A 14,520-nucleotide genomic window follows, 5' to 3' on the forward strand; every position below is an offset into this window, starting at 1 on the left:
TTCCCTCCACAGTTGTTCAGGGTGTCCGGGAAGTCAAGGAAGCATGGGCCTGCGGGCCTGGGGCCGGTTAAGCTGGCCGCCGCCGATTTTTCCCTGCTCCGACTGCACGCCGGGCAGCTGGCCGGCATGGCCGCACTGACCGATGGCAGGGATGTCCTCGCCGTGATGCCCACTGGCTACGGAAAGTCGGCCATCCACCAGGTGGCGGCCCGGTACCTGCACAACACCACGGGACGTCCCGCCGTCGTCATTTCCCCGGTCATCGCCCTGCAGGAGGATCAGCTTGACGGGCTGTCGGCGGACCTTGGTGCGGACTGCGCTGCGGGCGGGGCGGCTCCTGTGTCGTCCCTGGCGTTAGGAGCCGTCCCGGACGGCCCCGAGGGTGGAACGGCTGAAGCGGATGTCCCGGAACGTGGCCCAGGTTCCCTGCCCCGCCGGTGACTGCGCCACGAAGCCCACCCGGACCGGTTCTGCCGCGGGCCGGCCCAGCCGGAAGTAGCGCACCATGTTCCAGTTCTGGGCGTCGGTGGATGCGTGCAGGGCGAAGGCCGCCCCGAACCGGCTGATCCGCAGGTACGTCCCAGTGGAGTCGATGGGCCAGCTGTCGCAGTCATCCGATGCGCCGTCACGGGTTACCACTGACACCACACGGGTCATGCCGGAAGGGTCACGCTCGGCGCAGGCCTTGAACCAGGTGTCGTCGTCGAACCAGCCCAGCAGGACCCCGGAATCGAAATCGGTGGCGAAGCCTGCAGCCACGTGGGCCTGCAGCTGGAAGTCACCCTGGACGGGAGCCGTCCAGCGCTCGGCGTCCGGCCGTGGGTCCGACGCCCCTTTCGGATCAAGGAAAAGATCAGCACCGGGGGCTGCGGTCAGCCGGACTTCACCGCCGACGACGACGGGCGCCACGGGTGCAGCGGCGCCGGCAGCTTCGAGGGGGAAGGGCAGTCCGGGCACTGCAAGGGATCGGATGGGCAACGGGGCGACCTTCTTTCGTGGACGTGCCGGGAACCCGGGCGGTCCGGCTTGTGGCGTTGCTCGGGATAATACCGTCCAGACCCGCTTCGGCCGTCAGGCCGGATGCTGAACGGTACCCTTGGACCAGCAAAGACGGCCCGCTGGATCCCCCCGGCCGGGCCGAGCGTGTACGGCGACGAAAGGCCCACAGCATGGAAGTAGCCCCATTTGTCTGGATTTTAACCATTGTGGGAATCGTCGGTTTGCTGGCCTTCGATTTCTTCTTCCACGTGCGCAAGGCCCACACCCCCACGCTCAAGGAATCGGCCCTCTGGTCCGGCATCTACGTGGGCATCGCGGTGCTGTTCGGCCTCGGCGTCCTCTGGTTCGGCGGGCCCACCATGGGCACGGAATATTTCGCCGGCTACGTCACGGAGAAGGCCCTGTCCGTGGACAACCTCTTTGTGTTCCTCATCATCATGGCCAGCTTCAAGGTGCCCCGCGCGGACCAGCAGAAGGTGCTGCTGTTCGGAATTGTCTTCTCCCTGATCGCGCGGACCGGGTTCATTTTCCTGGGCGCCGCCCTCATCAACAGCTTCGCCTGGGTGTTTTACCTCTTCGGCCTGATCCTGCTGATCACCGCCGGCAACCTGCTCAAGCCCAGCAACCACGACGACGATTCCGACTCCTTTATTGTGCGGATGGCCAAGAAGTTCCTGCCGGCGTCGGAACACTACGACGGCGACAAGCTGTTCACCATGGAGAACGGCAAAAAGGTCCTCACGCCCATGCTGCTGGTAATGATCGCGATCGGTGCCACGGACATCCTGTTTGCCCTCGACTCCATCCCCGCGATCTTCGGCCTCACCCAGAATGTGTTCATTGTCTTTACGGCCACCGCGTTCTCCCTGATGGGCCTCCGGCAGCTGTTTTTCCTCATCGATGGCCTGCTGGACCGCCTCATTTTCCTCTCCTACGGCCTGGCCACCATCCTCGGATTCATCGGCGTCAAGCTCATCCTGCACGCCCTCCACGAGAACAACGTGCCGTTCATCAACGATGGCGAGCCGGTGAACGTGGTGGAGTTCAGCACCGGCCTGTCCCTGTCCGTGATCCTGGGCGTCCTGGTCATCACCATCCTGGCGTCCATCTTCAGCCCCAAGGGCAAGGCCAAAAACGCTGTTTCCGGTGCCAAGCGCCACGCCACCGAATACCTGGACCTCAACTACGAGACCAACATGGGCGAGCGCGACAAGATCTTCGCCAAGATGTGCCGCGAGGAACAGCAGATCCGCAGCCTTCCGGAGAAGTACAAGCGCCTCATCCGGAACGAGACCGAGTTCATTGCCCTGATCAAGAAGGCCCACGCCGAGCATGACGAAGCCCAGGTGCGGGCCGGTATCAAGTAATTCCCCCACGTGTACGACGCCGGCCGGTTCCCTTTCGGGGGACCGGCCGGTTTTGTTGGCCTGCTGGAGTTGCTGGGGCTGCCGCTTTGTTGGGGCTGCTGGAGTTGCTGGGGCTGCCGGGGTCAGTCCAGTTCGAAGAAGGCCGGGGCCTGGGACCGCTGGGTCCGGGCGGCCTGCGGGTTGAGGTCTGCGCTCCAGGCAGGGTAGACGCGGAAGCCGCGTTTGCCCGGGTGCCCTGCGGATGAGGTGATGCCGAGACGCTCCAGCTGGTCAGCGGTGAAACGGAATCCGCCTCGCCGCCCGCCGTCGTCGACAAGCACCAGCAGCCCGTCCTGCGCGTCCGCAGGGAACGGTGCTGTGCTGCCGTCCGCTGCCCTGCGCCAAAAGGCCAGGAAGGCACCCGGTTTCCGTGGTGTGATGCGCGCGGTCCGGACCCGCCAGCGCTGGTCCCCCAGCTGGGCCACCGCTCCCTCGTAATCCTCGTTGGTAGCGTCGCCACCAACGGACCAGGGGATACCGGCGGGCGCCAGGACATCCCGGGCATACCGTTCGAAGGCAGGTTCCGTCACCGGACCGAGCCTACCCGCGCCATCGCCGGCCGGGCTGCCTGCTCAACGGACGGCGTCGTCCAGCAGTTGCCGGAACTGCGCCTCGGTATCCAGCCGGAGCTTCTTGCCGTCGAGGAAAAACGTGGGCGTTCCGGTGACGCCCAGCGCTTTGCCGTCGGCAATGTCCTGTTCCACCCGCTGCCGCGTTGCGTCGGAGGCAACCGCGGCGTCATAGGCGGCGAGGTCCATGCCCAGCTCCTGCGCGTACGTCCGGAACTGCTGAGCCTTTGACTCGCTGCTTTCACCCCATTGGGGCTGCGTCTCGAACAGCCGGTCCGCCATCTCCTGGTACTTGCCCTGCTGGGCGGCGGCCTCCACCGCGAGGGCCGAGGTGACCGAGTTCCGGTGCCCGGCCAGCGGGTAGTAGCGGTGGACGAAAGTGATCCGGTCCCCGTATTCAGCCTTCAGGCTCTCGATCAGGGGAATGGCGCCCCGGCACGCTTCGCATTCGAAGTCCAGGAACTCCACCAGCTGCGCCTTCTCCTCCATGGGAGCGGTGAGCCGGTGGCTGTCAGCGCGCACCACCTGCGCGGCAGCAGCCGGCTGGACGTCGCGGGCCTGGCTTTGGCCGGCCATAACGAAATACCACGTCACGCCGGCAACCACCACTGCCGCCAGCACCACCCAGATCGCGGCCCGGACCCGTCGGGCCAGGCCGGAGGCGTTGGTGTGGTCAGCGCTGGTTTCCGTCATGGGACCAGCCTCCCAGAGCCGACCCGGATCCAGCGATTCGGGGCGCGTCACCCTATCCCCCGCCGTGCCCAACTGACTCGCAGTTGTTGTCGTTTTGGGGGCTCAAAACGACAACAACTGCGAGTCAGTTGGGTGGGGGCACCTGGCCGAGCGCCGCAACGTGGCCCGGCTGGCTTAACCCGCCGTTTTGTCGGCCCCCGTTGCTAGGTTTGTTCCAGGGCCGGAGGAACAGTCCCCCGGCCCTGCAACTCCTGGGGAGGCCCCATGTTTCTGCTTGAGCCTGATGACGCCGGATCGGCGCCGGACCTGGTGTTTTCCGCCACGGATCTGGTGGCTGCCAGCGAATGTGAGTACCGCACGCTGCGCGTCCTCGACGAGAAACTGGGCCGCGCCGAAAAAGCCGTGTTCCCCGCCGACGAGATGCAGGCCAGGGCAGGCGCGCTGGGCGACCGCCACGAGCAGACAGTGTTGGATAGCCTGACCGCAAGGTACGGGACCTGGGACCCCAACCGTGCAACCGGCGTCTATTCCCTGGAGCGGGGCCCGAACCTTCGCGGCGAACTCCAGGCCCGGCATGCCGAGACCGAACTTGCCCTCAGGTCCGGGGCGGATGTGGTGTTCCAGGCAACCTTTTTCGACGGCGAGTTCCTGGGCTACGCGGATTTCCTGGTCAACGAGGCCGCAGGAACGGGCAAGGCCGGGCGGTATGAGGTCTGGGACACCAAGCTGGCCCGGCATGCCAAGGTGGGGGCCCTCCTGCAGCTGGCTGCCTACGGAGACCAGCTGCTGGGCATGGGACTTGCCCCCTCCCCCGTCGTCACCCTGGTGCTGGGCACCCGGGTGGGTTCGGACTGGCTTCGCAGCAGCCACTCGCTGCCGGACCTGCTGCCCGTCTTCCGCGAACGACGGCGGCGCTTCCGCGAACTGACTGCCCGGCATCGGGCGGGCACCGACACCGTTCGTTGGCAGCAGGCCGGCGTCGTCCATTGCGGGCGGTGCGACTACTGCGCGGAGCAGGTCCAGGCGCATCGGGACCTGCTGATGGTGGCGGGCATGAGCGTGGTCAGGCGCAGGAAGCTGAATGCGGAAGGCATCGCCACCGTCGACCAGCTCGCTGCGATGCCCGCGGCCGCTGCGTCCGGTTCCGTGGCACGGCTGCGGGCCCAGGCCAGGATGCAGCTGGGACTGGACGCCCCGGCGGGTTCCAGGACGTACACCAAGGACGGCGACGCGCACACGGTGTCCTATTCCGTGCTGCCGGAGCACACCATCGGGACCGTGCCACCTCCCAGCCCCGGGGACATCTTCTTCGACTTCGAGGGCGATCCCCTCTGGCAGGACCCCGCCACCGGCGTCTGGGGCATCGAGTACCTCTTCGGCGTGATCGAAGCTCCCCCTGCAGGCGCTGATCCGGTGTTCCGCCCGTTCTGGGCACACTCGCGGTCCGGGGAACGGAAGGCCTTCCTTGAGTTCCTGGCATACGTGGAAGAGCGCCGGTCCCGCTACCCGGACATGCACGTCTACCACTACGCGGCGTACGAAAAAACTGCCCTCCGGCACTTGTCCCTGGCCCACCAGGCCGGCGAAGACACTGTGGACGGCTGGCTTCGGGATGGGCTCCTGGTGGACCTCTACGCAACCGTCCGGCATTCGCTGCGGATTTCCGAGCCGTCCTACTCCATCAAAAAGCTCGAGCCGCTGTACATGGGCGACAATCTCCGCTCCGGGGACGTGAAGGACGCCGGCGCATCGGTGGTGGCCTACGCCGCCTACTGCGCAAAACGGGATGCCGGCCACCCGGACGAAGCCGCCACGGTGTTGGCGTCCATCTCGGACTACAACCAGTACGACTGCCTCTCCACCCTTCGGCTGCGCGACTGGCTCCTGGCCGTGGGGGCGACTGCCGACGGCGGCACGCTTTCCGGGGCAGCCACCGGGCACGCTGCGGCCTCGCGCGCGGTATCCGAACGGCCGGCAGCCACGGATGGGCCGGACACGGATGGGCCGGAAGAGAGCGCGGAGGAAGCCAGGCTGCGCGCCTACCTCGCGGACCTGCCGGACAACCGGCCGTGGACGGACGACGAACGGGCCATCGCCATGGTGGCCGCCGCCACCGGCTACCACCGGCGGGAACGCAAGCAGTTCTGGTGGCAGCACTTCGACCGGGTGGAAGCACCGGTGGATGCGTGGTCCGACCAACGGAACGTGTTTGTAGTGGCCTCTGCCGAAATATTGTCGGACTGGGCGCTGGCCAAACCCCGGGAACGGATGCGCACCCGGGTCCTGAAGCTGCGGGGCACCATGACCGAAGGTTCGGATTTCCGGGCAGGCTCGGCCTGGTGCCGGCTGTACAACGATCCTGCCCCGGACGGCATGGCCGCACCCGACTCGGCCCCGCTGGCCAAGGCCTTCACCTTCGGGACCAGGATCCTCGAACTGGAACCGGCGCCGGACAATCCGGCCCACACGGTGATCACCATCGCCGAGCGCGAAACGGCCAAGGTGCCTGCCTATCCGCACTTTCCGGTGGCACTCACCGAGGACCAGCCCTTGGCCACCGTCAGCATCGAGGCCGCCATCGCCACCATCGCCCGGAGCGTGGGGGCAGCGGTACCGGCGATCCCCGCCCAACCTGGGCTGGACATCCTGCGCAAACTGCCGCCACGCTTCGTCAGCCTCCCGGGGCCAGTGGAGGTCCGCAACGGCCCCGACGGTGCCGCCGACTACGCCACAGCCATGGTGGAGTCGCTGCTGGATCTGGACCGCTCCTACCTCGCCGTCCAGGGCCCGCCGGGTACCGGCAAAACCTTCGTGGGGGCTCATGTCATCGGCCGGCTGGTGGCGGCCGGCTGGAAGATCGGCGTGGTGGGACAATCCCACAACGTGGTGGAAAACCTGCTGTGCCGGGCCATCGACACCGGCGGCGTGGACGCTGCCGTGGTGGCCAAGAAGCTCGCAGCCCCGCACCCTGTCCCCTGGACCCTGACGGGCGACGGCGATGTCTCCCAACTTCTTGCCGCTCCCGGCGGCTGCCTGGTGGGCGGCACCGCGTGGACCATGACCGGCAAGGAAGTGCCGGCGGGTTCCCTGGACCTGCTGGTTATCGACGAAGCCGGGCAGTTCTCACTTGCCAACACCTTGGCCGTGTCCATTGCAGCCACCCGGCTGCTCCTCCTGGGTGACCCTCAGCAGTTGCCGCAGGTGACCCAAGGAGCCCACCCCGAGCCGGTGGACGAGTCAGCCCTGGGCTGGCTCGCCGCCGGGCATGCAACGCTGCCGGCCAACCTGGGCTACTTCCTTGCCGACAGCTGGCGGATGCACCCGGAGCTGTGCCGGGCAGTCTCTCGCCTGAGCTATGACGGGAAACTGCACTCGGCCCCTGCTGCACTGGGCCGGGACCTTGCGGGGCTGCCGCCGGGAGTGGAAACAGTTTTTGTGGACCACAGCGGCAACACCACCAGTTCGGCGGAGGAAGCAGCCGAAATTGTCCGCCAGGCGCATCGGCACCTCGGGCTCAAGTGGACCCCTGCCGCGGACGCCGGCCCCAGGCCGCTGGTGCAGGAGGACCTGCTGGTGGTGGCTGCCTACAACGCCCAGGTCCATCTGGTCCGGAAGCATCTTGAGGATGCAGGGCTGCCGGCTGTCCGGGTGGGTACCGTGGACAAGTTCCAGGGCCAGGAGGCGCCTGTGGTGCTGGTGAGCATGGCGTGTTCGGCCGTGGCGGAGGCGCCGCGCGGTGCCGAGTTCCTGCTGAACCGGAACCGCATCAATGTGGCAGTCTCGCGCGGGCAATGGCGGGCTGTTGTGGTCCGGTCGCCGGAACTCACCAACTACATGCCGCACCGGCCGGCTGCCCTGGAGGAGCTGGGCGCGTTCATCGGCCTCAGCCCGCGGGAGGGCGCCCAGCTGTACCGGCCCGATCAGTAAGCGCGAAACCGGCTGAATGTTCCCGCAGCCGCCGTGATGGCATCCTCCACCCGCTCCACCTTCCCGGGGGCGCGACCGGATGTGAGCCAGGCCAAAAGCTTCCGCACCTGGGCCTCCGGCCCTTCGGCCACCACGGCAACGGAACCGTCGTCGAGATTCCGCGCTTCGCCGGTGAGCCCCAACTCCTCGGCCTGGCCCATGGTCCGGTAGCGGAAGCCCACACCCTGGACCACGCCAAACACCCGGGCGTCCAGCCGGATGTTCCCCGGGCCGGGGCCTGCGTTGCCGGCCATGGCGGTCCTTCTTTCAGGTCTCTGCCCGCCCCTCAGCCAGGCAGCGCTGGTGCCGCGTTGCGGCGGAACCGCTGCTGCCTGGGGGCGACAGGTCAGTTGATGGTGATGTCGCGGGTGCTGTGGTTGTACCGGAAGCTGACAGTTCCGCCGTTGTGGTGCAGCTCGTGGTTGGGGCCATCGAAAGCGCCATACGCGCCGTAGTTCTCTTCCCAGGACCGGTTCAGGGCGATCTTGAAGGTGTAGAAACCGGCCGGCAGTTCGACACTCTTTTTCCACAGCTGGTCCAAGAAGTCGAATTCCATCTGCGCTTCGTCATACTGCGGGGCCCAGTTTTCGGGGGCGCCCAGGATGGTGTTGAAGTCGCCGGCAACGGCCACGGCTTCAGGCTGGGGGTGGGTTTCGACGTCCGGGCCTTCAAAGGGCTCGACGGCGGCAGGCGCCACCGCTTCGGCCTTCGCCTTGGCAGGTGACTTGCGCGTGCGGACAGCCTTGACCACGGGCTCGACAGCGTCCTCGATGACCTTTGCAGCCTTCTCAACGACCTCAGCCGCTTTTTTGGCCGGGGTGCGCTTGGTGGGTTTTTTAACGGGCTCGGCAACTGCTTCTGCTGCGGTGGTCCGGCGGACGAATCCTGCCGGCGCGGCGGGAACCGGTGTTCCGGCCGGAACGGGAGCGCCGGCGTCGAGCGCTGTAGCGAAGGTCAGGGCGTCCGGGTACGCAACGGTGGCGCGCATGCCGTCATCGGTGATGGTCCAGCCGGAGCGGCCCTTGACCAGCCAGCCGGCCTTGACCAGCTTGGCCGTGGCAGACGTGAGCGTCTTGTGCCCGCGGGGAATGCCGCCGCTGAGAAGCTCACCTTCGTGATCGTTGAACGGTACGCGTGCCGTCGCTTCAGCGAGGACCTGGCCCGCGTTCAGCACATCACCGGACCACACACCTTCGGTGAGGACGTCCAACACGGTCTTGAGTCGAAGGAAGGTGTTTTCTGCAGTGGACGTGGCCATGGTTCCCCTTGTATAAAAGCGATCGGTCTCTGGCATTTTGCCAACAGCCCGTTACATCTCGCGACTTAAATTGGTTAATTCTGCGTGTCGTGACCGACTGTTAAGCCCAAATAGCGTCAAGTGAGGCGGAGGTCTCGGTATGGGGCCGGCTGCAGGACCCCGGAGTGCCGGAACGGATGCCGCCCCGCAGTCCCAGGACACACCTGTGGCACCAAGTTTAGCGGGATGCAGGCACGCTCAAGGCCAGCCCCGAAGCGCCGTGTCCCACCTGTCACACGGCGCTACTTCCATCCCATTCGGCGGCTGCGGTGACGCCGGAAAACCCTGGACTACGGGTGCGGGACTTCTCCCCCATTGAGCTCTTCCAGAAGTTCCGCTTTCCGCTCCTCGGAAGCGAACGAGGAATGGATGGAGTTCGCTGCCAGCCGGGCCTTGTCGAATTCGGATAGTGCGAAGACGGCTTCAAGCTGGGCAAAGTTGTCGTCCACGTAGCCACCGAAGTACGCGGGATCGTCCGAGTTCACCGAGACGTTCAGGCCTGCGGCCAGCATGGCCGGCAACGGATGGTCAGCCAGCGTATCCACGGCGCGGAGCCGGACGTTGGACAGCGGGCACACCGTCAACGGGATGCGGCCATCCACCAGGCGCTCCACCAGGTCCGGATCATCCATGCAGCGGATGCCATGGTCAATGCGCTCCACTCCCAGCACGTCCAGCGCCTCGATGATGTACGACGCCGGGCCCTCCTCGCCTGCGTGGGCCGTCAGCCGAAGGCCCGCTTCGCGCGCCTTCGCGTAGAGCCGCTCGAACTTGGCTGGCGGGTTTCCCACTTCGGCGGAGTCCAGGCCGATGGCGGCAATCGGCGCACCCATCGCCAGCAGGTTGTCCAGGACCTCCAGGGCGGATTCCTCGGACAGGTCACGCAGGAAGGCGGCAATCAGCAGGGTGGAGACACCGAAGTCCTGCTCCGAGGTGGCGAGGACAGACGCGACACCGTTGACACAGGTTTCGAGCGCGACGCCGCGCGAGAGGTGCGCCTGCGGATCCATCATGATCTCGGCATGCCGCACACCGGCGGCCGCAGCACGCTCCAGGTAAGCGCGGGTCATGTCCGCAAAGTCCTGTTCGGTCCGCAGCACGGCCATGTTCGCGTAGTACAGGTCAAGGAAGGACTGCAGGTCCGTGAATTCGTAGCGTTCGCGGAGCTCGTCCAGGCCCGAATAGGGCAACTCGAGGCCATTGCGTTCAGCCAGGGCAAAGATCAGTTCAGGTTGGAGGGTGCCCTCAATGTGCAGGTGCAGTTCCGCGACGGGGAGGAGGCGGGCCGGGACCAGGACGTCGGATTCGGTTTCTTCGGTTCCGGGCATGGCGGTACCAGCCGCAAAGTTTTCCATCCGGTCAGGATATTGCACCCGCGCCGTTCGCGCCCGTCCGGGAGGAGGACCACCAGCAAACACTCAGGATCGGTCTCGATTTGATAACGCCCAGGTGATGTCCTAGCGTGAAATGCATGCCCGCACGGCGGGCGAATGAGTGCCCGGTGCTGCCTACACCAGAACTGCCCAGCGGCAGCAACCGATAATTGACCTCTATTCGTCAAGAGGCGGGCAGTGGCGCGACAACCTCCGGGGACGGAGCCAGCGCTGGTGGGCCTTCAGGAGCATTACCACCATGAACAACACAGCATTCCGTACTGCCGCGCGCCGTGGACTCACTGTCGCCGCCATCTCCGCAGCGGGCCTGGCCCTTTCCACCACAGCCGCAAACGCCAGCGAACCTGCCTCCACGTGGGACTCCCTCGCGCAGTGTGAGAGCGGCGGCAACTGGGCCACCAATACCGGCAATGGCTACACCGGCGGGCTGCAGTTCAGCGCCGGCACCTGGGCCGCGTACGGCGGCACGGGCAGTGCTGCCGACGCCAGCCGCGAGCAGCAAATTGCCGTCGCCGAGAAGGTCCAGGCTGCACAGGGTTGGGGCGCATGGCCGTCCTGCTCATCCCAACTGGGCCTGAGCGGCGGAGCGCCGGCCGCACCGGCACAGGCAGCTCCCGTCCAGACTGCACCGGTACAGGCAGCTCCCGTTCAGGCGGCTCCGGCACAGGCAGCACCTGTTCAGGCTGCCCCCGTTCAGCCGCAGAGCATCCCGGCCCAGGCGGCTCCCGCACAGGCTCCTGTTGCCGAGGCGCCGGCGCGCCACGCCACGCCGGTTGCCTTGAGCGGCGAGACCTACACCCTTGAAGCCGGCGACACCCTGAGCATCGTGGCCGGCAAGCTCGGCATCGAAGGGGGCTGGCAGCACCTCGCAGACGCCAACCTCGACACGGTGTCCGACCCGAACCTGGTGTTCGCAGGCCAGGTCCTGCAACTCCCTGCCTGACAGCAACGCCTCTGGTGAAGCCCGTTCAGACCCCGGTGGCGCAGCCAGTCCTCTCTGAGGTGCCGACCTCTTTGAAGCTGCTGACTTGGCGGCCCTGACGTGGCGCCCCGGCCCTGGCACAACATCCAGCCTGTAAAGGCTCCCCAAACAGGTCGGCGATAGACAAATTCCGTTGACCGCAAACGACGCCGGCACAACCCCGCAAGGGGCGTGCCGGCGTCGTTCTTTAATGCTGTCTACCCATACTCACGGCGTCCTACCCTGGTGGACGTCCCGGGCCGACGCGGGGGATGCCGGTTGCGGCAGCGGGCTCAGGCGGCAGGCAACTCCCTGACAATGCGCACTTTCCAGGCAGCGTCGTCGCTCGTGTCCAGCAGTGCCACGGTGCCGTGCGCCAGGTTCAGCGCCACCCGCTTGGCGGCCAGCAGCTCCAGGTAGAGGTGCTCATTCATCCTGCTGGGCGTGTCGATCATGTACTTCACAGCGTCGCGGACCTTGCGGTAGTTGGCGCTGCGTTCCCGGTGCAGGTGCATGGCCAGCGCCGCCTCCTGCTCCAGCCGCGGCTCATGCTTGTTGATGAGGCTGACCGCTGCGTGGACCGCGACCACCAGGGTGAGGGACACGCCGTAGATCCACCAGCCGCTGGACAGCAGGAACAGGGGCAGGTTGGCGATGGCCACCACGGCGATGATGACGCGCAGCGCGGCGATCCGGCGCACCGTCCGTGCAACGGCCGCCATGCCCGCCAGGAACCCATTCTGCTCCGTACGGGCGGCCGAAGGATCGATGATGAACTCGTCCAGGACCAGGATGCCATTGGCCTCCGGGGGAAGCATCTGCCCGTAGCGCGGCAGCATTTGGGCGGTGCTTGGGGCAGGAGTTACAGGTGTTATTGTCATGATTAGCTTCCAGGACGCCGGGGTGTTGCGGGTATCTTAGTGTGCGGCGGCACCTCCGGTATGCATGGGTCCACATTGTGAACACCTTGTCTGTGGAGGTGTGGTCTTCGGCACTGCAATTGGCACATCCGGCCGCTGCCGTCAGACTGAATGGATGCAAACCTTCCTTCCGTACCCCGATTTCCGGCAAAGCGCCGCAGCACTGGACACCGCCCGGCTGGGCAAGCAGCGTGTCGAGGCGCTTCAGACGCTCCGCGCCCTGGTCATTCCCGGATACGGCTGGCAGACCCATCCGGCCGTCCGGATGTGGATGGGCCACGTTCCGGCCCTGACACTTTACGGCCTGGCCATGGTGGATGAGTGGGCCAAACGTGGCCACCCTGACAACACCCGGGCAAACATCACAGAGTTCGCCCCCCAGGCCGCACACCCTGATTATGTGGAGAAGATCGCCATGCCCTGGTGGCTGGGCGACGCCGATTTCCACCTGAGCCACCGCTCCAAGCTGGCGCGCAAGGAACCCAAGTTTTACTCCTCCGTTTTCACGGATGCGGTCCCGGACATGGATTACATCTGGCCGCTGCCCAAGCACGAATTCCTGCCGCAGGAACCGGAGGGCGATATTCTTTGGATCCTTCGGGACCCGCACGAGACCATCGATCCGCAGACGCTCGACACCGTCGCTCTTCCGCTGCCCCGGGCTGCTGCTGCGGCAGCCGCCGCAGCAGCAGGTGGGGACGACTACTCCCCCGTCTATGTGGAGGACGGCTCGCGCCGCCCGTCACGCCAGCCGCGGAAGGCACCACCAAAGCAGAAGGTGAAGAAGCCCACCCGCAAGCGGGCTGAGCAGGAAGCTGCGTTCAACACATTCCCCGGCAGGACTCCGGTGGCCGTCCCGTTCGAGGACGGCACCAAGTTTGCTGTGGGTGAAGTAGTGGGCCGCCCCATCACTCTGGCGGATGGCCGGTTTGGCCGGAACTTCACCGTCAACGAAATCATCGACCGGTCAGCCTTCGCCAACCCGGCGCTCCTGCAGGACCCGCGCGTCCTGTTCCCGGTGGAGGCTCCGTAACCGGTGACCATCCTTTTGGCCGGGTGCGGCGATCTCGGAACCGAAGCGGGCCTGCGGTTCGCCGCGCTCGGCCACCGCGTGGTGGGCTGGCGCCGGACACCCGGCAAACTTCCAGCCGCCATCGAAGGTGTTGCGGCTGACCTATCGGCTCCGGGCCTGCCCTCAGTGCCGGCAAATACCACCGTCGTCGTAATTGCCGTCGCTGCCGACTCGCCAACAGAGGACGCATACCGCGCCGCCTATCTGGGCGGTGTGGCGAACGTGCTTGACGCGCTGGAGCGCGACGGCGTCCGGCCGGCCCGGGTGCTTTTTGTATCCTCCACTGCCGTCTACGGTGACGCGGGTGGTGGTTGGGTGGACGAATCCACGCCAACGGCGCCCGGTGGGTTCTCCGGCCGGATCCTCGTCGAAGCCGAGGAACTGCTCAGGACGCGGCTAGCGGGGACGGGCACGGCTCCTGTATCACTGCGGCTGGGCGGTATTTACGGCCCGGGTCGAACGCGGTTGATCGACCAGGTCCGAAGCGGCGCGGCAGTGATTCCCCAAGAGGTCCGCTATACCAACCGGATCCACCGTGACGATGCGGCGGCTGCAGTGGTCCATTTGGCCACCATGGCCGCTGAGCCTGGTCCTGTTTACGTGGGCGTGGATGACGACCCTGCAGATTTGGGGAGTGTCCTCTGCTTCCTGGCAACTCACCTCGGCCTGCCCGAACCTGCAGTGGGCGACGCGGGGCCGGCCCGCGGCGGAAACAAGCGCTGCAGCAACCATCTGCTGCGGGGCAGCGGCATGGAGTTTGCGTTCCCCTCGTTCCGCGAAGGCTACCGCGAGGTCCTTACGGGGAGCGGCGTCCGGCACCCGTAGCCGAGCTTCTGGTTGTTCTGGTTTCTTCGCCTATTTCGAGGTCAAAGTTATCCACATACGAAAACTTTGGGGAGAAACTTTAACCCGCGCTTGGGAAAATTGATGTATGGAAGCCCAAGGAGAATGGCCAGGCGAGATTGGCGGCACCGCCCAGCTGCTCCCGCTTGCTCCCCGGGCTGAAGACTTCCGCCACGGCCCGCACGACGCCGGCACTCCCCTGGCAAGTCCCGTCACGCCCCGCCCGTTCCCGGCCAGGTCCCCGGAGACTGCGCGGGGCGGCTTTCCCCTGCTCCCCTACTCAGAGATGACGCCTCCTGGCCGGGCTTTCGGGTCAGGGGCTACGGCTGGGTCTGAGCCTGCACCCTGGCCCGGGACTGAAGCTGAGACTGCGCCGGGTGCCTGGTCCGAGGTTCGTCCC

12 protein-coding genes and 1 pseudogene are annotated in these 14,520 nt (G+C 66.4%); 6 read left to right on the forward strand and 7 right to left on the reverse strand.

Annotation, left to right across the window (positions count from 1 at the left end; all coding sequences use genetic code 11):
- Nucleotides 1–21: 21 nt before the first annotated feature.
- A pseudogene (locus ACU18_RS19180) lies at nucleotides 22–321 on the forward strand (DEAD/DEAH box helicase); the annotation flags it as partial.
- Nucleotides 322–354: 33 nt separating this feature from the next.
- Here the strand turns inward: ACU18_RS19180 and ACU18_RS02225 are convergent.
- Nucleotides 355–978 carry a DUF1349 domain-containing protein gene (locus ACU18_RS02225; RefSeq protein ID WP_082178132.1) on the reverse strand — a complete coding sequence of 208 codons (624 nt, stop codon included), beginning with the start codon at nucleotides 976–978 and terminating at the stop codon, nucleotides 355–357.
- A gap of 191 nt (nucleotides 979–1,169) precedes the next feature.
- On the opposite strand from ACU18_RS02225, the gene ACU18_RS02230 reads away from it, so the two are divergent.
- Complete coding sequence (locus ACU18_RS02230; RefSeq protein WP_050683912.1) at nucleotides 1,170–2,366, forward strand: TerC family protein; 1,197 nt, start codon at nucleotides 1,170–1,172, stop codon at nucleotides 2,364–2,366.
- Nucleotides 2,367–2,488: 122 nt separating this feature from the next.
- Here ACU18_RS02230 and ACU18_RS02235 read toward each other — a convergent pair whose 3' ends face one another.
- Nucleotides 2,489–2,935 carry a MepB family protein gene (locus ACU18_RS02235; protein WP_082178133.1) on the reverse strand — a complete coding sequence of 149 codons (447 nt, stop codon included), beginning with the start codon at nucleotides 2,933–2,935 and terminating at the stop codon, nucleotides 2,489–2,491.
- 42 nt (nucleotides 2,936–2,977) lie between these two features.
- Nucleotides 2,978–3,667, reverse strand: coding sequence for a DsbA family protein (locus ACU18_RS02240; RefSeq protein ID WP_050683913.1), 690 nt, complete (start codon nucleotides 3,665–3,667; stop codon nucleotides 2,978–2,980).
- 264 nt (nucleotides 3,668–3,931) lie between these two features.
- On the opposite strand from ACU18_RS02240, the gene ACU18_RS02245 reads away from it, so the two are divergent.
- The gene (locus tag ACU18_RS02245) at nucleotides 3,932–7,594 is read left to right on the forward strand and encodes a TM0106 family RecB-like putative nuclease (protein ID WP_050683914.1); all 3,663 of its coding nucleotides are present in this window, start codon (nucleotides 3,932–3,934) and stop codon (nucleotides 7,592–7,594) included.
- Here the strand turns inward: ACU18_RS02245 and ACU18_RS02250 are convergent.
- From ACU18_RS02250 to ACU18_RS02260, 3 genes are all read right to left on the reverse strand, one after another.
- Nucleotides 7,588–7,887: an acylphosphatase gene (locus ACU18_RS02250; RefSeq protein ID WP_050683915.1), complete on the reverse strand. Its 300-nt coding sequence runs from the start codon at nucleotides 7,885–7,887 to the stop codon at nucleotides 7,588–7,590. The genes ACU18_RS02245 and ACU18_RS02250 overlap by 7 nt on opposite strands.
- Nucleotides 7,888–7,979: 92 nt before the next feature.
- On the reverse strand, nucleotides 7,980–8,891 hold the full coding sequence (locus tag ACU18_RS02255; protein ID WP_050683916.1) for a pullulanase X25 domain-containing protein: 912 nt from the start codon (nucleotides 8,889–8,891) through the stop codon (nucleotides 7,980–7,982).
- Between the two features lie 329 nt (nucleotides 8,892–9,220).
- Nucleotides 9,221–10,258 (reverse strand): adenosine deaminase, encoded by a 1,038-nt coding sequence (locus ACU18_RS02260; protein WP_050683979.1) that lies wholly within the window; start codon nucleotides 10,256–10,258, stop codon nucleotides 9,221–9,223.
- A gap of 304 nt (nucleotides 10,259–10,562) precedes the next feature.
- On the opposite strand from ACU18_RS02260, the gene ACU18_RS02265 reads away from it, so the two are divergent.
- Nucleotides 10,563–11,267 (forward strand): LysM peptidoglycan-binding domain-containing protein, encoded by a 705-nt coding sequence (locus ACU18_RS02265; RefSeq protein ID WP_050683917.1) that lies wholly within the window; start codon nucleotides 10,563–10,565, stop codon nucleotides 11,265–11,267.
- A gap of 311 nt (nucleotides 11,268–11,578) precedes the next feature.
- Here ACU18_RS02265 and ACU18_RS02270 read toward each other — a convergent pair whose 3' ends face one another.
- The gene (locus ACU18_RS02270) at nucleotides 11,579–12,166 is read right to left on the reverse strand and encodes a hypothetical protein (RefSeq protein WP_050683918.1); all 588 of its coding nucleotides are present in this window, start codon (nucleotides 12,164–12,166) and stop codon (nucleotides 11,579–11,581) included.
- A 154-nt stretch (nucleotides 12,167–12,320) separates the two neighbouring features.
- Here ACU18_RS02270 and ACU18_RS02275 point away from each other — a divergent pair, with 154 nt between their 5' ends.
- Nucleotides 12,321–13,238: an MSMEG_6728 family protein gene (locus ACU18_RS02275; protein ID WP_050683919.1), complete on the forward strand. Its 918-nt coding sequence runs from the start codon at nucleotides 12,321–12,323 to the stop codon at nucleotides 13,236–13,238.
- A gap of 3 nt (nucleotides 13,239–13,241) precedes the next feature.
- The gene (locus tag ACU18_RS02280; RefSeq protein ID WP_050683920.1) at nucleotides 13,242–14,102 is read left to right on the forward strand and encodes an SDR family oxidoreductase; all 861 of its coding nucleotides are present in this window, start codon (nucleotides 13,242–13,244) and stop codon (nucleotides 14,100–14,102) included.
- Nucleotides 14,103–14,520 lie beyond the last annotated feature (418 nt).

Source organism: Arthrobacter sp. ZBG10 (assembly GCF_001238605.1).
In the GTDB taxonomy this organism is placed as follows: Bacteria; Actinomycetota; Actinomycetes; order Actinomycetales; family Micrococcaceae; genus Arthrobacter.